Consider the following 19,959-nt stretch of genomic DNA (forward strand, 5'->3'; position numbering starts at 1 on the left):
GAGTGTAAATCTGAGTTTACGTCAAGACGGCTTTACATTCGTGTCGCCGACTGCATATCCTGGCGCCTTGGATTCGGCCCTGTGCGACGGGGGGGCCGCGAACGAGGCAATGCCGCGCGAAGTCCTTATTCGACCGCGGGTGCAGAATTTTGTCGTGTCGGTCAGTCGCTCGACGCGCACGTCGACCACCGGATCCTGGTCGGTCGCTAGCCCGACTGGATCTTAAGGAGCCACGAAGGCCGATTTGGATGCGGCGCCGGTAGCCCGGGTTGGAAGCACGGCGAATCGACGCTGGGAATGTCACGCCCTGAACCGCGCCGGCGATGGAGCGGGGGCCTGGTCTCGGGATCCGGACGCCGAAGCTAAGCGCGCTTGGCGATGTCGGTGCCGAATTCGAGCAGGCGTTGCGCGAGGAGGACTGCCGTCGCCGCGTCGACTGCCGAGGCGTCCGCGCCCACCTGTTCGACGAGTGCGGGACGCTTCAGGAATACCGGCCCGCCGACCATGACACCGATGGCTCGGTTGCACGACGCTTGGCGCACGGAACGGATCGCCCGCGCGAGCGGCTCGAGCCGTGTCTCGTTGCTGAGGGTCAGGCCCACCACGGCGAACCATTCGGACGCGACCAGATCGGCGATCTCGTCCGGCCTGGACGAGAGACCGATCGACACGAACCATTCCGCCCTGCGCAGGAACTGCTCGACGATGCGCACGCCGAACGTGTGCTCCTCGCCGGGGGCGCTCATCAGCAAAAGACGCCGTTTCCCGTCAAGCTGAACAGCATCGCCGTCGACCCGGAATCGGGCGATCAGGTTCTGCAGTCGCGCGACCCCCGTCGTCACTTCGACGAAATCGCACAGATCATCGTCCCACATGCGGCCGAGGAGTGCCGCCGCCGGCGCCAGAAGATCGATAAACAGGCGATCCAACGGATGGCCTTTCGCCATCAGCGCCGTGAAGGCCTCGATGATCGGCGCGTCCTCCGCTGCGAGTGCCAGATTGGTGAAGGCGGCGACCTGTTCCACGTTCGGCTTGAAGACGGGTTTGGTCTCGGCGGACACGAAACCGCGATGCAGCAGCATCAGTTGCGGGAGGATTTCGGCCTGAACGACCTGCCCCAGAACCAGGCAACGCTCTCTGGCGGCTTCGGCGGCGCGTTTGCGTGCGTAGAGTTGACGCGCTTCCGCCGCCCGCTCGGTCTCGGGGGGAGAATTCTCACCCCAATGGCCTTCGGACGAAGCAATGTTCTGCATCGTCCCCCTCCCGGTGCCTGTGCGTCGCGAGCTTTTGGTAGCCCATCGATCGCGGGGTTCCATCAGAACCGCCATGCGCCGGAATGTAAAGGCCGCCCCCTCGTGATCGCGACGGGCCTGCGAAACGCTCCTGTCCCGCGGATGCAATCGGCGTCAGCAAACCCCTTCACGCACACAGCGCCGCGGCGACAGGTCGCTCCGCGCCTCCGAAGCCCGCCCAGTCGCCGCCGGGATGGCTGTGCTGGCGAAGCCGTATCGGAAAACGCGTCTCGGCCCAGCGGCCGCCGTCTCGCCGCCGAGCGAAGGGAGGCAGGCAGGATGGGACTTCAGGCCATCGACGTCCCGGCGGGGGGGCAGGACGGTGCGGGTCGGTTCCGAGGCTCCCGGATCTCATCGCGGGCGCCCGGCCGCGACGCTCTCCAGGAAGGGGCGCACCGCCGCGTTCATGAAGTCGACGTCGGCTGGCTTGGCGGCGCTGCCGGCGGTGTGACCCTGGACGGAGGGAATGGCCAGCACGCTCGCGTTCGGGATGTAGGCGCCCGCCTCGCGCGCCTCGGCGACGGGGTTGTACAGGTCGAGATCGCCGCCGGTGATGATCAGGGTCCGGGCCTTGATCGCGGAGAGCGCCTTGCGGTGGTCGCCGCCATAGCCGGGCGTGTCGCCGATGTTGTGACGGTCGTACGCCCAGGTCTGCGCGATCCAGTCATTGGCATCGAAGCCGGTCTTGAGAACCGCCTCCTCCTGCGCGCGCATCCAGGGCAGGATGTCGAGCGCCTGCGGCGCGATGCCGGCCAGCGCGTCCGGTGTGCGGGTGGCGAGGACTTGGAGGATGTCGGCACGCAGGCGCCAGCCCAGCTCCGGTTGCGACCCGTAGGCGCCATCCTTGAACGCCGGATCGAGCATCAAGGCCCTGCGGGTCGTTTCGTTGACGGCGATCGACCAGGGCGCCGTGCGGGCCATGGGCGTGATCGCCACCAGCGCATCCATCAGGCCGGGATGGCTCACGCCCCATTGCAGCGCCTGCATGCCGCCCATCGAGGCGCCCGCGACCGCCACGAGGTGCGTGATGCCGAGGTGATCGAGCAGCCGCTTCTGGCTCTCCACCATGTCGCGGATAAAGAAATGCGGGAAGGCCGGCCCGTGCTGGCGCACGCTGTTGCTCGGGCTGGTGCTCAATCCGTTGCCGATCGCGTCGGTCGCGACGATGAAGTATTTGTTGGTGTCGAGGGCCTTGCCCGGGCCGATCAGAAAGTCGATCCGGTGGTGATTTCCGCTGATCGCCGTCACCATCAGGATCGCGTTGGATCTGTCGGCGTTCAGCGTCCCGTGCGTGACGTACGAGATCGCGAAGTCGTGGATCGCCTCGCCATTCTCCAGGGGCAGGTCGCCGATGGCGTAAAGCTGATGGGGCGGTGCATCCGGCCCATGCGCGCCTGCCGTCGACAGCCCGGCCAGCGACACCATGGCGGTGAAGGCCAAGCCCGTCGCTCCGGCAACCCGTGACCTCATCTGTCTGCTCCCTTCGCTCATTGTCGCCGACCACGAGATCCGGTGTTCGCGGACCCGGCCGTCGTCGGCATTCCGCCTGCGCCCGCGAGGACATGCCCGCCGCAGGCACCGCCACGACGCGAACGCGGGCTGGCCTGCGTGCTCCCAGACTCGGCGCCGGCACCGATCGACGCGCTCATCGGCTCATGCGACCGGCCGGGGGACGGCATCCCGCGCCGTCGTCTCACCCGTCGGCACGATCCCGGCCTCGAGGCTCTCGAGGCTCTGGCTGCGCGGCTCGACACCGAACAGGGCGACCGCGACGATCTGCAACGCGAGCAGCCCGATCATCAGGCCGGTCACGCCCGCGATGCCGTAGGTCTCGAACAAGGTGATCACCAGGAAGGGCGTCACGATCGTGGCCCCGCGCCCGACCGTGTTGCACAGGCCTGAGGCCCGCAGCCGGATCTCGGTCGGGAACAACTCGGGAATGTAGATCCCGAACAGCAGCGCCACGAGGACGTAGATCGGCACCGTCAGGCCAAAGCCCACCAGCGGCAGAAGGATCGGATCCAGGGTCATCGGGTAGAGGATGCCGAAGACGATCGCTGCCGCCGAAGCCCCGATGATCGTCGGCTTGCGGCCCCAGCGGTCGGCGGTCAGGGCGCCGATGGCGCTGCCCACCGGTGCCCCGAGCCCCATCAGCAGCGCGTAGCCGAAGGAGGTCGCCACGGAGAGTCCCTGCCGGATGAAGAAGGTCGGCAGCCAGGTCACGAAGCCGTAGAGCAGGGTGTTGATCACCACGAGGCACAGGCAGCCCAGCAGCAGGCGCGACAGGAGCGGCGGCCGGAACAGCGCCCCGAGACCGAGTTGCACGACGGGAGCCATGGCCACGGGCGGAGGCAGGGGCGCGCCGCGGCTCGCCTCGGCCTCGATCGACCGCATCAGCGTCTCGGCCTCGGCGTGGCGCCCGACGGCTTCGAGCCAGCGCGGCGATTCCGGCAGACTCTTGCGCGCGTACCAGACCGCCAGCGCCCCGACACCGCCGAGGGCGAACATCGCCCGCCAGCCGAAGGCCGGGATCACGATATAGCCGAGCAGGGAGGCGGCCGGCAGGCCCGTGACGACGAACACCGCCATGAGGCCCAGGAAGCGCCCGCGCGAGCGTGCCGGGACGAACTCGGTCATGGTCGAGTAGCCCACGACATTCTCAGCGCCGAGTCCCACGCCCATGATGAAGCGCAGGATGATCAGCACCGTCATGTTCGGCGCGAAGGCCGCGCCGATGGCGGCAAGCCCGAAGACCAGCAGGTTGGCCTGGTAGGTGAAGCGCCGTCCGTAGCGGTCGCCGAAGAAGCCCGTGAGGAACGAGCCGGCCATCATGCCCAGGAAGGTGGCCGAGACGAACCACGCGTTCTGCGGGAGGGTGGAGAAGCCGCTCTTCAGGGTCGCCCCCAGCACGGTGGCGGCGATGTAGATGTCGAAGCCGTCGAAGAACATCCCGATCCCGATCAGCCACATAATGCGGCGATGGAACGGGCCGATCGGCAGACGGTCGAGGCGGCCTCCGGCGTTGACGGCCGGACTCACGGATTCTGGCATGGGGCGTTTCCTTCCGCGGGATCAGGGTCGGCGCGGAAGGGGTCCGTCTTGCGCGGACCTCTCATCCCCCAGCGCCGTCGTCGGTCAGTTCAGGCGACGCTGGCCGGCCGTGTCGCGGTACCAGTCGAAGGGACCGTCGCCGGTCGCCAGCATGATGCTCTTGACGTCGAAGTGGTCGTTGAAGCTCTCGATGCCGCATTCGCGTCCGAGCCCGCTGTCGCCCACGCCGCCCCAGGGGGAGGCCGGGTCGAGACGGTGGTGGTCGTTGATCCAGACGATGCCGGCCTTCACCGCGTGGGCCACCCGGTGGGCGCGGGCGACGTCCCGCGTGCGGACGGCCGCGGCGAGGCCGAACGGCGAGTCGTTGGCGAGGCGAAGGGCGTCCGCCTCGTCCTCGAAGCGGGTGACGCTCGTGAACGGGCCGAACACCTCCTCCTGGAAGATGCGCATGTCGGAGCGCACGTCCGCGAAGACGGTGGGTTCGACGAAATAGCCGCCCTCGAAGCCCGGCACCTGCGCGGCCCGGCCGCCGGCGACTGCGCGGGCGCCCTCGTCACGCCCGTAGCCGGCGTAAGCCAGCACCCGCTCGCGCTGGCGCTCGGAGATCACCGGCCCGAGCTGGGTCGCGGTGTCGAAGGGGTCGCCGAGGCGGATGGAGGCCGTCTTGGCGGCGAGCCGCTCCACGAACTCGTCGTAGATCGAGGCCTGGACGAGGTGGCGGCTGCCGCACACGCAGGTCTGTCCGGCGCCGATGAAGGCGCCGAAGGCCGCGTAGTTCACCGCCCGCTCGACGTCGAAATCGTCGAACACCATCACGGGCGTCTTGCCGCCGAGTTCCATGGTCTGGTGGGCGAAGACCCTGGCGGCGGCCGAGCCGGCGATCCGGCCGGCCTCGGTACCGCCGGTGAGCACCAGCTTGTTGATGTCGGGGTGCTCGGCGAGCGCCTTGCCGGTGGAGGCGCCCAGCCCCAGCACGATGTTGAACACGCCGGGCGGCAGGCCGGCCTCGGTGAAGATCTGCGCGAGCTTCAGCGTGGTGAGCGGGGTATACTCGGAGGGCTTGACCACCGTGGTGCAGCCGGTCGCCAGCACGACGGCGAGCGACTTGCACAGGATCATCAGCGGGTGGTTGAACGGCGTGCAGTTGGCCACGACGCCGATCGGCGTGCGCCGCGTGTAGTTGAGGTAGTTGCCCTCCACCGGGATCACGTCGTCGCGCCGCGCCAGCGCCACGCCCGCGAAGTAGCGGAAGAAGTCCGGCAGCCGCGACAGCTGAGCCCGGGTCTCGTTGACGGGCCGGCCGTTGTTGGTGGTCTCCAGGCGATAGAGCGCGTCGAGATTGGCCTCGAAGGCGTCGGCCAGCCGGTTCACCAGCCGCGCGCGGGCGCGCACATCCATCCCGCCCCATGCCTTGCCTTCGAACGCGGCGCGGGTCGAGCGCATCGCGCGGTCAACGTCGGCCGGGCCGGAATTCGGGATCCGCGCGATGACCGCGCCGGTGGCGGGATTGCGCACGTCGATCAGCGTGCCGTCGCCGGCTTCGACCTCCCGCCCATCGATGAAGTTGCCCCGCGTCTCGATCGACGGAGCCGGCTCGCGCATGTTCATGGCGTCTCTTCCCATATGTGGCTCGCCGCGCCCCGGTTCAGGCGGGTCGCGGCGTTCAGAGGACGATCGCGCTGCGCTCCAGCGCGGTCAGGATGCGACGCTCGGCCTGGGCAACGTGCTCGCGCACGAGACGCCGGGCGCCGCGCCCATCGCGGCGCTGGAGCGCGTCGATGATGCCCACGTGTTCGGCCACCAGCTGCGCCGGATCGCGTCCGCGGATGCCATCGAGGCTGACCCGCACCAGCCGGTCGGCCTGTTCGACGAGATCGCGCACGGTGGCGGCCATGCGCCGATTGCCCGACGCCTCGGCCAGGGCAATGTGGAAGGCGCGATTCTCCGCGATGAAGTCGGCGCCTTCGGCGACGACGCGGAAATCGTCGAGCGCGCCGAGCACGGACTCCGAAGCCTCGGCTGCCGCTTCCGCGGCGCAGGCCGGCTCCAGCACGAGGCGCATGCGCAGCAGATCGCGGGCATCCGCGACTGAAATCGCGTTGATCTGATATCCCTGCCGCGCGTGAACGGTCACCAGCCGCTCCCGCTCCAGGCGCAGCAGCGCCTCGCGCACCGGCTGGCGGCTCACGGCGTAGCGCTGGGCCAGCTCCTGCTCGCGAACCTCCGCACCGGGCCGCAGGACGCAAGCCAGGATGTCGGCGCGGATCGCCGCGTAGATGTTGTCACGGAGCAGCACGAAAGGCCTCGTTCGATCGACTCATGGTGCCATTCGTGAAATATCACGTCAACCGGATTGCCGCCGGACACGCCGAATGCGACAGCGGCATGCAACCGTCGGTCGATGCAGTTGGGGAGGTCTGGAATGCAGGCGATGTTCGCTGGAGGACAGGTTGCGGTAGGCGCGTCCGGCGAGGGACCGCCCCTGGTCCTGCTGCACTCGTTGCTCGCCGATGCCACCAGTTTCGACCTGGTTGTCCCGGACCTGGGCCGCGATTTCCGGATCTTCGTTCCCGAACTCCCCGGTTTCGGCGGTTCGGCGCCCGTTCCGGGCGGCCTGGAGGCGATTGCCGACCGGATCGCCGAGGCCGTGCGCGAGGCGACGGGGGGCCGTCCGACGGCTGGGCTCGGCAATGGCTATGGCGGCTTCGTGCTGCTGCTCTGCGCCCTCCGCCACGCAGACCTCTTCGACCGCCTCGTCTTCGCCGATTGCGGCGCCTGCTTCTCCGAGCCAGGCCGCGATGCCTTTCGCGGCATGGCGGGTGTGGCCGGCGAGAAGGGTCTGCAGGCGATTGCCGACACGGCGATGCGCCGCCTGTTCTCCCCCGCATTCCAGGCCGCGCATCCGGCCCTGATGGCGGATCGACGGGCGGCCTTTCTGCGGACGGATTTGACCGTCTTCCAGGGGGCCTGCGCGGCCCTGGCGAGTCTCGATCTGCGCCCGCGCCTCTCCGAGATCCGCGTGCCGGCTCTCGTGCTCGTGGGCGAACACGACGAGGCGACGCCCCCGGCCATGGCGCGCGAGCTCGCCGACGGTCTGTCCGACGCCAAGTTCGTGATCCTACCGGACTGCGCTCACGTTCCTCAGCTTCAGAAACCCGAGATGTTCGCGGAGGAGGTCATGGCATTCCTCCGGTCGCAGGACGTCCGTTGATCGGGTGTCTGCACGACCTGTCGGACCACCGTCGGCCGCATCGGGTCTTCCCCTTGGCGCGCGTGGTCGGCGGTTTCGGTAGGCCGCCCGAGGTGATCCCGGGCGGCGTCAGCTACAGGGCACTGAAGGCCCCCTGTGTTTCGCGCGGGCCGAATCGTACTGTGCAACGGCGCTTGACGCTGGGACGCGCAGCGTGCCCTCCTTGCCTCAATCAATATTTCGCAGCGGGGGATGGTCTGCCATGGCGTTGATCCGGTCTAGCTTACTCTCGGCCGCGATCAGCCTTGCCACCCTGATGGGTCCTGCTTCCGCCCAGCCGATCCACGTCAAGGTCGGCATTCTCAACGACATGTCCGGGGTCTATGCGGATACAGGCGGTAAAGGCTCCGTCGTGGCCGCGCAGATGGCGGTCGAGGATTTCGGCAAGACGAACACGGATCTGCAGGTCGAGATCGTCTCGGCCGACCACCAGAACAAGCCGGATGTCGGTGCCGCCGTCGCCCGCCAGTGGTACGATCGCGACGGCGTCGACGCGATCCTCGACGTGCCGACGTCCTCGGTGGCTCTGGCGGTGAGCCAGGTCACGCGCGAGAAGAACAAGGTCTTCGTCGATTCGGGGGCTGGGACCACGGAACTGACCGGCAAGCAATGCTCCCCGAACACCATCCAGTGGACCTATGACACCTACGCCCTGGCGCATGGCACCGCCGGCGCCATGCTGAAGCGCGGGGGTGACACGTGGTACTTCCTCACCGCCGACTACGCATTCGGCCTCTCGCTGCAGAACGAGGCCACCGCGGTCATCGACAAAGGCGGCGGGCGGATCCTGGGCGCCGCCCGCGTTCCGTTCCCGGCCACCGATTTCTCCTCGTTCCTGCTGCAGGCGCAGGCCTCCGGTGCGAAGGTGGTGGGCTTGGCCAATGCGGGTGGCGATACGGTCAACGCGGTCAAGCAGGCGCACGAGTTCGGACTGACCGATGGCGGCCAGAAGCTCGCTGCCCTGCTGATCTACGCCGTCGACGTCCACGCGATCGGCCTGCAAACGGCGCAGGGTCTGGTGCTCACCGAGTCGTTCTACTGGGACCTCAGCCCGGGGACCCGGGCATTCGCCGAACGCTTCTACCCGCGCAACGGCAACAGCATGCCGACGATGAACCATGCGGGCGTGTATGCCGGCCTCCTGCACTACCTGAAGGCAGTGGCTGCGACGAAGTCGACGGACCCGCAGGCGACGATGGCCTGGATGAAGGCCAACCCGACGGACGATCCGCTGTTCGGCAAGGGGACGGTCCGGGCGGATGGGCGCAAGATACATCCGATGTACTTGTTCGAGGTGAAAGCGCCGTCGGAGTCGAAGGGCGAGTGGGATCTCTACAAGGTGTTGGAGACGATCCCCGCCGATCAGGCATTCCGACCGATGAGCGAGGGCGGCTGCCCCCTTGTCGGCAAGCCGTAGGGACAGGCTCACCATGATGCGCGACATCGCGGGACAGGTGGCCTGGGTGACGGGCGCCGGGTCCGGAATCGGACAGGCGGCCGCACTCGTGCTGGCGAAGGCCGGGGTGCGTCTCGCGCTCACAGGCCGTGGGCGGGACGCCCTCGAACACACTGCGGACCTCATCCGCGGGGCGGGCGGCGAGGCTTTGGTCGCGCCGGCCGACATGGGCGTGGCTGACGAGGTCCAGCGCGCCTGGGATGCAGTCCAGGCCGCCTGCGGGCGATGCGACCTGCTGGTGAATTCGGCGGGCCTCAATGTACCGCAGCGCGGTTGGAGCGAGATCACGCCGGCCGGCATCGACGCCGTCGTCGGCGTCAATCTCAACGGTCCATTCTACGCTTCGCGGGCCGTGCTACCGACGATGCGGGCTCAGCGGAGCGGCCTGATCATTCACGTTTCCTCCTGGGCCGGTCGCTACGTCTCGAAACTCACCGGACCCGCGTATTCCGCCGCCAAGCACGGGCTGGTGGCGCTGTCGGAGAGCCTGAACCAAGAGGAATGCGGGCACGGCATCCGGTCCTGCTGTATCTGCCCCGGCGAGGTCGCCACGCCCCTCCTCGACAAGCGGCCGGTCCCCGTGACTGCCGACGACAAGGGCCGGATGCTGCAAGCAGAGGATCTCGCCGAGACGATCCTGTTCGTCGCCCGTCTGCCGGCGACCGTCTGCGTCAACGAGATCCTGATGAGCCCCACCTGGAACCGCGGCTATCTCGAAGGCGTGAAGCTCTGAGCCTTGGCGTTCGGACGGCCCGCACGACGACGACAGGTCATCCTTCGCCTCTCCTCGACGTCCTCGTCGCGTTGGCCCGGCCCGCGTGTAGATTTTCGGGCCGAAATTCTCGTGCGACTTGGCGAGCCGACCGACACTGCGCGGGTTGTATCGAGCGAAGCTTGAATTGAGGATCTCGAACGCGGGATCGCGGTCGCGCACCGTAGCATCTCAGAGCGCCGCTGCGGGCCGGGATCCGAGGAGCGACGCGGCACCGGCCGCAAGCGAGAACAGGCCTCGCCGCGTAGATGTCGTCACCGCTCGGTGTCCCAGTCGGTTCAAGTCTCGATCGGCCAACTCGTCGATCTCGTCGCTCCGAGCGAATGCGCAAACGACCTCGTCAACTCAGGATATGCTGCCGTCTGAAAACAACATGCTCTAGGTGATGTCCGCGGCGATCCGCTCGGCGATGTCGCCGCCCAGGGTGTGTCCGGTGCGGTCGCGCTTCCGCGTCAGGTAGAACAGGTTCTCGGCGGTGACCCGTCCGAGGCTCGGTTGCGAACCGACGATTTCGAGGCCGGCGGACCGAAGCCCGGCGATCTTGGCGGGGTTGTTGCTGAGCAGCCGGACCCGCTGCACACCGAGATCCCGAAGCATCGCGGCCGCGAACTCGTAGCGGCGCTGGTCGAGACCGTAGCCTAAGATCTCGTCCGCCTCGAACGTGTCGAAGCCACACGCCTGGAGGTCGTAGGCGCGGATCTTGTTGGCGAGCCCGTTCCCGCGCCCCTCTTGATCGAGATAAAGGAGGATCCCGCCGCCGTTCGCCGCGAGGTCCCTGACGGCCCCGCGAAGTTGATCGCCGCAATCGCATTTCAGCGATCCGAAGAGGTCCCCGGTCAAGCAAGCCGAGTGCAGACGCACCGCTACGGGGGCGTCCGAAGCCGTTTGCCCGACCCGTATCGCGACGTGGTCGCGCAGACCGTCGCCTCCGCGAAACACGACGAATTCGCTGTCCCGTGCACCCTCCAGGGGCACGGGCGCGCGGCTGACGATCCGGACGCCGAGGCGATGACGGGCGTGAATCGCGGCCGTCTCGACGGTCAGAAGGTCCACGGGACCCTGCTCCCCGTCGGGCAGGAGCATGACGATGCAGGCAGGCAATACATGCGCGAGGCGCATGAGGTCGAGCGCGGTCTCGTCGAGGCACGAGGCCGTCGCGACGGGCGCGTCGAGGCGTGCCTCAGGCGACAGGACGAGACCGGTGATCCGGTCAGGAGCCAGGGTGTGCAGGTCGATGGTTCCTGGTTCGGACCGGCCCTCGAGCCCGAGCCGCCGCAGCCGCGGCGCGGGAAGCACCAGACGCGCCGGGCCATCCCGCTCGGCAAGGAGCGCCATGAGGGTGGCATCGGCCGACTCCGCGCAGGCCACCAGCGCGAGGGACTCCCCGGCGAGAAGGATCGGCCGCCCGGCCCGCAGCTCCGCGATCGCGCGCGCAATCGTCGCCTGTTCGCGATCATCGCGTCGTTCTAAATACTTCCAAAGCGTGGCCATCGAATACCTCTGACACGGAAGCCCGCTTCACGCGCGGTGATTGGGGCTCGGCGAATGACCATCGTGACGGGTTCAGAGTGGATTGGCGCAGCCCACCCGCCGTCTCCGGCCACGCTTGATGTATCGCGCGTGCGCAGCGATGAAATGGGTGCGACGTCGTGCGCGATCTTCGCGCCGTTTCGGGCCGGCACGGCGCAGCGTCCCTTCGTGGTGGCGCAACTCGGCCAGTCGTTGGACGGCCGGATCGCCACCCGCTCGGGCGACTCGAAGTACATCAACCTCTGTCCGGCGCTGGATCACCTGCACCGCATCCGCGCGCAGGTCGATGCCGTCGTCGTGGGCATCGGCACGGTCCTCGCCGACGACCCGCTGCTGACGGTCCGCCGCGTGGACGGGGCGAGCCCCGCCCGGGTGGTCATCGATCCGTCGGGCCGGATCCCACCGACGGCCCGCTGCCTCGCGGAGGACGGCGTGCGCCGCCTCGTCGTCTGCCGGTCGAACGCGGCGGTGCCCCGATCCGCCGAGGCCGTGCGGATGGCCGACCACGCCGCGTTCTGTCCGCGCGCGATCGTGGCGCGGCTCGGATCCCTCGGCTTCGCGCGCGTGCTCATCGAGGGCGGCGCTCGCACCGTGTCGTCCTTCATCGACGCCGGGGCGATCGACCGCCTCCACCTGATGGTGGCGCCGATGCTCATGGGCTCGGGCCGCTGCGGCCTCGATTTGCGGCCGATTTCCGCCTTGAGCGAGGCGATGCGGCCCCTCACCACGAGCTACCATCTGGGCGGGGGCGAAGTTCTCTTCGATTGCGACCTGCGCCGCCGCGCAGAGGGAGGAGACGCGTAATGACGCATCCGGCCGCCTACTCCGCGACCCAGAAACTGCTCCACTGGGCCGTCGCCCTTCTGATCGTCGAGCAGGTAGCCGTAGCCCTCGCGATGACGAATGTCGGCGAGGGGCCGCTGCAGAACCAGCTCTACGAGTGGCACAAGTCCTTCGGCCTCGTCGTCTTGGCCCTGGTCCTGGCCCGGCTGCTGATCCGGCTCTCGCGCGGGGCTCCGATCCCCGAGGCCGGCATCCCTGCCTGGCAGCGGCGCGCGGCGGGCGCGTCCCACGCCGGGCTCTACCTGCTGATCCTGCTGGTGCCGTTGCTTGGCTGGGTTGGCACCTCCGCCTGCTGCGCCCCCGTGAACCTATTCTGGTGGCTGCCGCTGACCCTGCCGATCTCCGGCGGCATGCCGGTGGGCGAGGCGATCCTGAAGGCCCATGCTGTCTCGGCCTTCGCGCTGGTCGCCCTCGTCGGCCTCCACGTCGCGGCGGCGCTACATCACCACGTCGTCCGCCGCGACGGCACCCTACGGCGGATGCTCGTCCGCGGCTGATCCCGGAGCGGCCAGCAGATCGAGGTGGCCGACGACCGCGCCGGTCCCCGGCGCGCTCCGCGCCCCGGTCCAAGCGGCGATCGCCTCTGCGGGGACGAGGCCCGTCTCCGCGACGGCCCGCGCCTTGCCGTCCCTGAGCTGTCTGATCAGTCCTTCGTCTTCCCGTCCCAGGCGCCAAGGACTCGCGGCGGTTCGCACCGCGTAGCCGGCCCGGCCGAACGCCCGCGCCAGCGCCGCTGTGGCATCGGGACCGAGCGCCGCGCCAAAGCCTTTGTCGCGCGCCTGATGGGCCAGGAAAGCCGCCTGCAGCGCGGCGTCGGCGGGGTGGGGCGGCTGCCATTCCTCGAACCCGTCGTAGCTCAGCGCCGTGTAGAAGATGGCGCCGGAAGCCGCGACGGTTGCGGCGAAGCGGTCGAGCCAGTCCTGTGCGACGAGGTCGAAGAGGGCTGCGGCGGTCACGAGGTCGGGCGTGGGGTCGAGGATCCGCCCTAGATCCGCGGAGAGATCGCACGTCGCGAAGCTCACCGTGATCGCCCGGCCGCCTTTCTCCAGGACCAACTGCTCGGCCAGGGTCTCCGATCGGTCGGCCCACGCCGACAGCGCCTCCCGGGCCGCGGCGAGCAGGGTGCGGTCGTTGTCGACGAGGGTCCAGGCCTGCCTCGGTCCGAGCTTCGGGGCCATGGCGCGCAGGTTCGATCCGGTGCCGCATCCGAGGTCGACGACGGCGAGCGCCCCTGCCCTGTGCGAGCCCTCCGCGAGCCTGGCGGCGAGGATGCCGGCGAGCGCCTCGACCAAGGCGGGGTCCCTGGCGCGAAGGTCGGCCGGCTCCCGGAGGGCGAGCCACTCACTGCTGAAGCCGCTCATGGATGCACCTGCTTAAGGCTTTCCGCAACGATGCGTGCCGTGTCGTGCCAGGTCGGGAGACGTTGCCCGGCCTCCCAGGCCGCCTGTGCCGCCGCCGCCCGACGGTCTGGATCGTCGATCAGGACGCGCAGAGCCTCGGCGAGGGCGGCCGGATCCCCTGGCGCCACCTTCCGTCCGGCCGCGGGCGGCACCGTGTCGGCGGCCGCGCCGCCCGTGGTGGCGACCACTGGCAGGCCCCGCGCCAGGGCCTCCGCCAGGGCCATTCCGTAGCCCTCGAAGTGGGAGGGCGAGACCACGATGTCGGCCCGGTCGTAGAGAGCCGCGAGCCGGTCCGCGGAGACGGCACCCGCCAGGAAGATCCGCGCCTCAAGGCCGCTGGCCGCGATCCGTCCGCGCAGGGCTGCAACATGGTCGGGAGCGCGGTCCAGGGCGCCCACGATGGTGAGCGCGAAACCGAGATCGGTCAGACGGGCGAGGGCGTCCACGAGCAGATCGAAACCCTTGCGTGGGGTAACGGCGCCGACCGCCAGGAGGTGCACCGGCCCCGTCCCGCTCCCTGCCGCCCGCCGGGCCGGCTCGGTGCCGGGCTCAGCCACCGCGATCCGCTCCGGCGAAACGCCGAACGCGGCGACGAGGAGGTCGCGGGTGAAGCGGCTCGTCGTCACCGTGCGGGCGGCGAGCGCCAGCGCTGCACGCTCGCTGGCGAGAAGCCGTTCCGATGCCGCGGGATCGAGGCCCGCCTCCAGGCCGAGCGGATGGTGGACGAGGGCCACGATGCGGTGCGGGCCAGCCGCGGCGATCACGGAAGGCGGCAGCGCGCCGTAGGCGAGGCCGTCGACGAGCAGCACCGTCCGAGCGGGAACCGCGGCCAGCAGGGTGGTGGTCTGCGCAAGGTCGGCCGCGTCCGGGAACGGGAAGGAGGCCGGCAGGGCTAGCAGCGAGACCGCCACACCTGCCCGCGGCAAACGCGCAAGGAGCTGGCGGGCATAGGCGTAGCCCCCCGTCGGCGTGGCGATGTCGCCCGGGACGCAGAGGCTCGCCGCGATCACGCCGCGACCGGCCCCTCGAACCATGCCCGCGCGATGTGCGATTCGTGAAGCGTAACCCGGATCCGGACGATGCCGTCCCCGCCCGGACCGAGGCCGCCGGCCTGGGCAACGGCGGCCATCTCCCGGTGGATGTGCCCGCACAGGTACTCGGTGGTGGTATTGATCTCCGCGAACTGTGGCAGCGCGTCGAGGTTCTGGTAGGTAAGCGGCGCCAGGATGCGCTTGAGCGCCTCGCCGGCCCGGCCGATGTCGACCACGACGCCGTCCTCGGTCAGGGTCGGCCGGTAGAAGGCGACGTCGACCACGAAGGTGGCGCCGTGCAGTGCCTGGGCCGGTCCGAACAGCGCCCCCCGAAAGCTGTGGGCGATCATGACGTGATCGCGGACCTCGATGGCATACATGATGGGGCTCCCGTGACGGCTTCTGCGGTTCAGGACTGATAGCGGACGGCGGTGCAGAGCCCGCCCGCCTCGGGGGCGAGTAGCTGCGGCAGGGCCTGCGGCAGGTCCGCGAAGGCGACCTCGGCGGAGATCAGCGCGTCGAGGCGCGGGTCGGCGAGCAGCTCGAGGACCTTGCCCATCCGACGGGCGTGGCTCCAGCGTGGGCGGCGCGAGGCGGACACCTGGCCCACTTGGCTTGAGACGATGCTGAGCCGCCGAACATGGAAATCCGCCCCGAGCGGCACGCTCACGGCGCGGTTGCCGTACCAGCTCAGCTCGACCAAACGGCCTTCGTCGCCCGCCAGGGTCAGGGCTTCGGCGAGGCCTGTCGCGCTCGCGCTGGTGTGGAACACCACATCCGCCGCGCCCGGAGGCGCGGCGCCGGGATCGGCGAAGGCGGCGCCGAACCGTCGGGCGAGGGGAGCCCGCTCGGGCAGGCGGTCGATCACCGTGACCTCGCAGCCGACGATGCCCGCCGCGAGATAGGCCACGAGCAGCCCGACCACCCCGGCTCCGACAACCGCGATGCGATCCCCCGGCCCGGCCCCGGAATCCCAGATCGCGTTGAGCGCGGTCTCCATGTTGGCGGCCAGGACGGCCCGGCGCGGCGGGACGCCGGGCGGGATCGGATGGAGGCTGTCGCGGGACGCGACGAACCGCTCCTGATGGGGCCGCAGCGCGAAGACATGAACCGGAGATCCTTCCCCGGGGGCGTAAATCCGGCCGACCGCGCAATAGCCGTACTTGACCGGGAAGGAGAACTCGCCTTCCTGCGCCGGGGCGCGCATGCGCGCCTGGACCGCGTCCGGAACGAGGCCGTGGAAGACCAGCCTCTCCGTCCCGCGGCTGAGGGCGGTCCACAGGGTCTCAACGGCTACGTCGCCGGGCGCGGCGGGCGGCAGCGCCTCGTGCCGCAGTTCGGCGCGGCCCGCGGCGGTATACCAGAGTGCCCGCGTCTGCCCTCCGCTCTGAATTGCCGCGTCGGATTCCCGAGAATGCTTCACGTCCCACCCCCGTCCCAAGCTGTGGAGCTTGAGGAGGGCCTTCATTCCACGACACCGGCGGGCCTACAATCGGCCGCGATTCTCCATCGTCGTCGCAGGGCCTTTCTTGTCCTGAACGTGACGAGTTGCCTCACGGTGCTGTGCCTCGCGGGGGTCGTGTTGGGAGCCGGGGGCTGGAGCGCCGTCGACCTCGCCCTGTTCGCCTGCTGCGCGGTCATGCTTCCTTGGACGGTTCTGGGCGTCTGGAACGCGCTGATCGGTCTGTGTCTGCGCGCTCGGGGTTCCGCAGGGCTCGCGGCCGTGGCGCCCTTCCGGATCCCGTCGTCGGAGCCGATCAACGTCGCCACCGCGGTGGTCATGCCGCTGCGCAACGAGGATCCCGGCCGTGCGCTGGCGCGGCTTGAGCAGGTCAAGGCGGCCCTCGACGCCACCGGATGGGGAGCCCACTTCGCCTACCACGTTCTCAGCGACAGCAACGATCCGGCTGCCGCAGCCGAAGAGCGTGCGGTGGCGGCGTGGCGCGCGCGGGATCCGGAGGCCCGGGACCGGATCGCGTACCGGCGCCGCCCGACCAATACCGGGTTCAAGGCCGGGAACCTGCAGGCGTTTTGCCAGGCGGAGGGCGGGCGTTACGAGCTGATGCTGCCCCTGGACGCCGACAGCGTGATGGATGGGGAGCGGATCCTCGACCTCGTGCGGATCATGCAGGCCCATCCGCGGATCGGCATCCTCCAGAGCCTCGTCGTCGGAACACCCGCGCTCAGCCCGTTCGCGCGGATCTTCCAGTTCGGTATGCGCCAGGGCATGCGCCCCTACACGATGGGGGCGGCGTGGTGGGCCGCCGATTGCGGCCCGTTCTGGGGGCACAACGCGCTGGTGCGCATTGCCCCCTTCGCCGAATCGTGCCGCCTGCCGGTTCTCGGGGCGGGTCCCTTCGGCGGGCCGATCCTGTCGCACGACCAGATCGAGGCGGTGCTGATGCGCCGGGCCGGCTACGAGGTCAGGGTGCTGCCGGTCGAGGGCGGGAGCTTCGAGGACAACCCCCCGACGCTGCTCGACCATGTCGAGCGCGAGGCGCGCTGGTGCCTGGGCAATCTGCAATACGTCCGGCTACTGGCTCTGCCCCGGCTGGCTGCGACGAGCCGCTTCCAGCTCGTGGCGGCCGTGATGATGTTCCTCACCGCGCCCGCGCTGGTCCTCGCGCTGCTGCTGATGCCCCTCGCGGCGCTGCAGGCGGTGGATCCGTTTCCCTCCGGCTTGGCGGCGGCGCTTTATCTGGGGTGGCTCGCCGCCTCTATGGCACCGAAGCTTGCCGGCTATGCCGAGATCCTCGCGTCTGCTTCGGCGTCGCGCAGATACGGCGGTCGGGTGCGGTTCGCCGCAGGCGCCATCGTCGAGCTTGTAGTCTCGCTCAACCTCTTCTCTGTGCTCTGCTGCTGTTTAACAATGGCCATGGTCCGGAGCTTGGCGGGGCAGCCCGCGGCATGGGGCTGCCAGGATCGAGACGGAGGCCGTGTCGCGCTCGGCACGGCCAGCAGGCGCCTTTGGCCTTGCTGCGCCTTCGGGCTGGTGCTCGGTCTCTGGACGCTCTGGTTCAGTCCGACCGCGTTCCTGTGGAGCCTTCCGCTGCTGTCGGGTCCCATGCTCTGCATTCCGTTCGCAGTCACGACGAGCCTGCCCGCCCTGGGCAAGGTGATGCGGCGCCACGGGCTGTGTGGTTTGCCGGAGGAATTCGCCCTGTGATCCCCCCTGAATTCGCGGACACGGGGAGATCAGCTTGCGGTCCGTTCGGCCTGCTCGGGCGTGAGATAGCCGAGCGCCGAGTGGATGCGTTGCCGATTGCAGTAGCCCTCGATGTAAGCGAACAGGTTGCGTCGGGCCTCGTCCCGGGTTGACCATCGTCGCTGATGGACGAGCTCGACCTTGAGAGTGTGGAAGAAGCTCTCCATTGGGGCATTGTCGTAGCAGCGGGCCGGCCGGCTCATGGAAGGCCTCGCCCCCAGGCTGGCAAGCTGCCTCCGGTAGGCCTCTGCCGCGTACGGGCTGCCGCGATCCGAGTGGCAGATGAGCCCGGCGGCCGGTCGCTGCCGCTGGGCGGCCGTCATCAGCACCGCCACGCTCAGCTCGGTGCGCATGTGATCGCGCATCGACCGGCCGACGCTCTTGCGCGCGGCCAGATCGAGGACGGCGGCCAGGTAGAGCCAGCCCTCGCCGGTCGGCAGGTCGGTGATGTCGCTCCGCGGTCCTTCGGTTCGGCCAGCCAGACCGTGTTCGGCCGCGCGGCCGAGACGTCCTGCTTCAGGCGATTGGGCGCGATCGGGAGATCGTGACGGCTGTCGGTCGCGCAGGGCCGAAACCGACGCCCCGCCAGGGCACGGATGCCATGCCGGCGCATGCGACGTTCTACCCGCCCACGGCTGACAGACCGGCCCTCGGCCAGCAGGGCAGCATGCGCGCGTGGGGCACCGTAGCGTCGGTGGTGGGCGGCATGGATGCGCCGGACGTCGTCCAGGAGCTGGCGGTTGGAGGCCGAGCGGGCGCTCTCGGGCCGCGACCGCCAACCGTAGAGGCCGCTGGGAGAGACTCCGAGCACGCGGCACATGAGACGCACCGGCCAGGTCCACGCATGCTGCTCGATGAGGGCGAAGGTCACTTGGGCATTTCCGCGAAGATGCCGATGGCTTTTTTCACACGTCGCGCTCCATGCGCGTGCGGTCGAGGTCACGCCGCAGACGGGCGATCTCGGCGGCCTGGTCGGACGGCGGGCGACCGGGCTTGGCGGAGCGGCCCCGGTCGATCCTGGCGGCCGCGGTTAGGGTTCAGCCCCGTTCAGCGTTGCACGCCACTGCTGCACCATCGAGGGCTGGATCCCGAGCTCGGCCGCGACTTGCATCTGCGGCCGGCCGCTGCTCCCCGGCAGGGCAACGGCTTCCCGTTTGAACTCGGGCGTGAACTCCCGTCTCGTCTTCGCCATCCGACACCTTCCCCACTCAGCATGAAGGTATCAGAGGTGTCCGCGAGGACGAGGGAGGATCAGTTCTTCGGCGGGGCGGCATGACGGACAAATCAGCACTCTGACAAGAAATCGGTATATATTTGACCTAGCGTTCTAAAAATATTGAAACACCACTTGACTAACGTTCGCATTGGCCTCGTTCGTTGCGGCAGCATATCGAGGAGATCCAAATGGACGAGAGCACTTCAATTCCTAGGTCGGACCAAACCGACTTCATCGAGCTCACCACCGCGATCGTTGCGGCTTACGTGTCGAAGAACTCGGTTCGGCCGGCCGACCTTCCGGCTCTCCTGGCCGAGGTTCACACGGCTTTATCCGGGCTCGCAGGGACGTCTGCTTCCGCCGAGCCCAAGGCGGATAAGGCGTCACCCTCGCAGATCCGGAAATCCATCACGCCGGACGCGTTGATCAGTTTCATCGACGGCAAGCCGTACAAGACGCTCAAGCGGCACCTGAGCGGCGCCGGCATGACGATCGAGGAGTACCGCGAGCGCTTCGGCCTGCCGCGCGACTACCCCTCCACGGCGGCCAACTACTCGGCCCAACGTTCTGCGCTCGCGAAAAATGCGGGCCTTGGTCAGCTGCGTCAGAAAGCGGCTCCGAGGGCGGCCGAGGTCGCCGAGACAATCTCCGAGGCGCCCAAGTCCCGCGGGCGGAAGAAGGCTGCTGAGCCTGCAGCTGCACCGGCCGAAAAACCGGTCCCAGGCCGAAAGAAGGTCGTTGCCGCAGCAGAGTGAGCGGCTAGCCAGCGCGGCGTCTACCCGTTCATCGCCAGCGTGCTACCTTGCTGCTTGGGTGCCCATCTCAACAGCTGGCGCTCTGAGCCGGGAGCGCCGCATTGACACGACGGCCTCTGGTGAGAAGCACGCCCGGTCAGCCGGAACGGGCTTTTTCG

General features: G+C 69.1%; 17 protein-coding genes and 1 pseudogene. 7 read left to right on the plus strand and 11 right to left on the minus strand.

Features of this window, described 5'->3' with window-relative positions; all coding sequences use genetic code 11:
- Positions 1–362 precede the first annotated feature (362 nt).
- The 5 genes from AC1DXK_RS04895 to AC1DXK_RS04915 all read right to left on the minus strand — a co-directional run bounded on the left by AC1DXK_RS04895 (position 363) and on the right by AC1DXK_RS04915 (position 6,639).
- A complete protein-coding gene (locus AC1DXK_RS04895; protein ID WP_457106220.1) occupies positions 363–1,253 on the minus strand; it encodes a cobalamin B12-binding domain-containing protein in 891 nt (296 codons plus the stop codon).
- Positions 1,254–1,643: 390 nt separating this feature from the next.
- Positions 1,644–2,762, minus strand: a complete 1,119-nt coding sequence (locus AC1DXK_RS04900) for an alpha/beta fold hydrolase (RefSeq protein WP_457106219.1) — start codon at positions 2,760–2,762, stop codon at positions 1,644–1,646.
- A gap of 183 nt (positions 2,763–2,945) precedes the next feature.
- On the minus strand, positions 2,946–4,343 hold the full coding sequence (locus AC1DXK_RS04905) for an MFS transporter (protein ID WP_457106218.1): 1,398 nt from the start codon (positions 4,341–4,343) through the stop codon (positions 2,946–2,948).
- Positions 4,344–4,427: 84 nt separating this feature from the next.
- Entirely contained in the window at positions 4,428–5,951 is a 1,524-nt protein-coding gene (locus AC1DXK_RS04910; protein WP_477297045.1) for an aldehyde dehydrogenase, read from the minus strand.
- Positions 5,952–6,006: 55 nt separating this feature from the next.
- Entirely contained in the window at positions 6,007–6,639 is a 633-nt protein-coding gene (locus AC1DXK_RS04915) for a GntR family transcriptional regulator (protein ID WP_457106216.1), read from the minus strand.
- A 126-nt stretch (positions 6,640–6,765) separates the two neighbouring features.
- On the opposite strand from AC1DXK_RS04915, the gene AC1DXK_RS04920 reads away from it, so the two are divergent.
- The 3 genes from AC1DXK_RS04920 (at position 6,766) to AC1DXK_RS04930 (ending at position 9,782) form a co-directional block, all read left to right on the plus strand.
- Complete coding sequence (locus AC1DXK_RS04920) at positions 6,766–7,554, plus strand: alpha/beta fold hydrolase (protein ID WP_457106215.1); 789 nt, start codon at positions 6,766–6,768, stop codon at positions 7,552–7,554.
- A gap of 241 nt (positions 7,555–7,795) precedes the next feature.
- Positions 7,796–9,010: an ABC transporter substrate-binding protein gene (locus AC1DXK_RS04925; protein ID WP_457106214.1), complete on the plus strand. Its 1,215-nt coding sequence runs from the start codon at positions 7,796–7,798 to the stop codon at positions 9,008–9,010.
- A gap of 13 nt (positions 9,011–9,023) precedes the next feature.
- A complete protein-coding gene (locus AC1DXK_RS04930) occupies positions 9,024–9,782 on the plus strand; it encodes an SDR family oxidoreductase (protein ID WP_457106213.1) in 759 nt (252 codons plus the stop codon).
- A 417-nt stretch (positions 9,783–10,199) separates the two neighbouring features.
- On the opposite strand, the gene ribA is transcribed toward AC1DXK_RS04930, so the two are convergent.
- Positions 10,200–11,312, minus strand: a complete 1,113-nt coding sequence (gene ribA, locus AC1DXK_RS04935) for a GTP cyclohydrolase II RibA (RefSeq protein WP_457106212.1) — start codon at positions 11,310–11,312, stop codon at positions 10,200–10,202.
- 144 nt (positions 11,313–11,456) lie between these two features.
- On the opposite strand from ribA, the gene AC1DXK_RS04940 reads away from it, so the two are divergent.
- Complete coding sequence (locus AC1DXK_RS04940) at positions 11,457–12,155, plus strand: RibD family protein (RefSeq protein WP_457106211.1); 699 nt, start codon at positions 11,457–11,459, stop codon at positions 12,153–12,155.
- A complete protein-coding gene (locus tag AC1DXK_RS04945; RefSeq protein WP_457106210.1) occupies positions 12,155–12,691 on the plus strand; it encodes a cytochrome b in 537 nt (178 codons plus the stop codon). The genes AC1DXK_RS04940 and AC1DXK_RS04945 overlap by 1 nt, the downstream gene beginning before the upstream one ends.
- Here AC1DXK_RS04945 and AC1DXK_RS04950 read toward each other — a convergent pair.
- Genes AC1DXK_RS04950 through AC1DXK_RS04965 form a run of 4 tightly spaced genes read right to left on the minus strand, consistent with a single transcriptional unit; the run spans position 12,665 to position 15,907 of the window.
- Positions 12,665–13,555, minus strand: coding sequence for a class I SAM-dependent methyltransferase (locus tag AC1DXK_RS04950; RefSeq protein WP_477297049.1), 891 nt, complete (start codon positions 13,553–13,555; stop codon positions 12,665–12,667). The genes AC1DXK_RS04945 and AC1DXK_RS04950 overlap by 27 nt on opposite strands.
- The gene (locus AC1DXK_RS04955) at positions 13,552–14,604 is read right to left on the minus strand and encodes a glycosyltransferase family 4 protein (protein WP_477297051.1); all 1,053 of its coding nucleotides are present in this window, start codon (positions 14,602–14,604) and stop codon (positions 13,552–13,554) included. Before AC1DXK_RS04955 ends, AC1DXK_RS04950 begins: the two co-directional genes overlap by 4 nt.
- A complete protein-coding gene (locus AC1DXK_RS04960) occupies positions 14,601–15,005 on the minus strand; it encodes a 6-pyruvoyl trahydropterin synthase family protein (RefSeq protein WP_457106207.1) in 405 nt (134 codons plus the stop codon). The genes AC1DXK_RS04955 and AC1DXK_RS04960 overlap by 4 nt, the downstream gene beginning before the upstream one ends.
- Positions 15,006–15,034: 29 nt before the next feature.
- Positions 15,035–15,907: a zinc-dependent alcohol dehydrogenase gene (locus AC1DXK_RS04965; RefSeq protein ID WP_457106274.1), complete on the minus strand. Its 873-nt coding sequence runs from the start codon at positions 15,905–15,907 to the stop codon at positions 15,035–15,037.
- Between the two features lie 132 nt (positions 15,908–16,039).
- On the opposite strand from AC1DXK_RS04965, the gene mdoH reads away from it, so the two are divergent.
- Positions 16,040–17,791, plus strand: coding sequence for a glucans biosynthesis glucosyltransferase MdoH (gene mdoH, locus AC1DXK_RS04970; RefSeq protein WP_457106206.1), 1,752 nt, complete (start codon positions 16,040–16,042; stop codon positions 17,789–17,791).
- A 29-nt stretch (positions 17,792–17,820) separates the two neighbouring features.
- Here the strand turns inward: mdoH and AC1DXK_RS04975 are convergent.
- A pseudogene (locus AC1DXK_RS04975) lies at positions 17,821–19,022 on the minus strand (IS3 family transposase).
- Positions 19,023–19,234: 212 nt separating this feature from the next.
- Here AC1DXK_RS04975 and AC1DXK_RS04980 point away from each other — a divergent pair.
- Complete coding sequence (locus tag AC1DXK_RS04980; protein ID WP_457106205.1) at positions 19,235–19,801, plus strand: Ros/MucR family transcriptional regulator; 567 nt, start codon at positions 19,235–19,237, stop codon at positions 19,799–19,801.
- The last annotated feature ends 158 nt before the right edge of the window (positions 19,802–19,959 follow it).

It is taken from the genome of Methylobacterium sp. P3_A11, assembly GCF_056403155.1.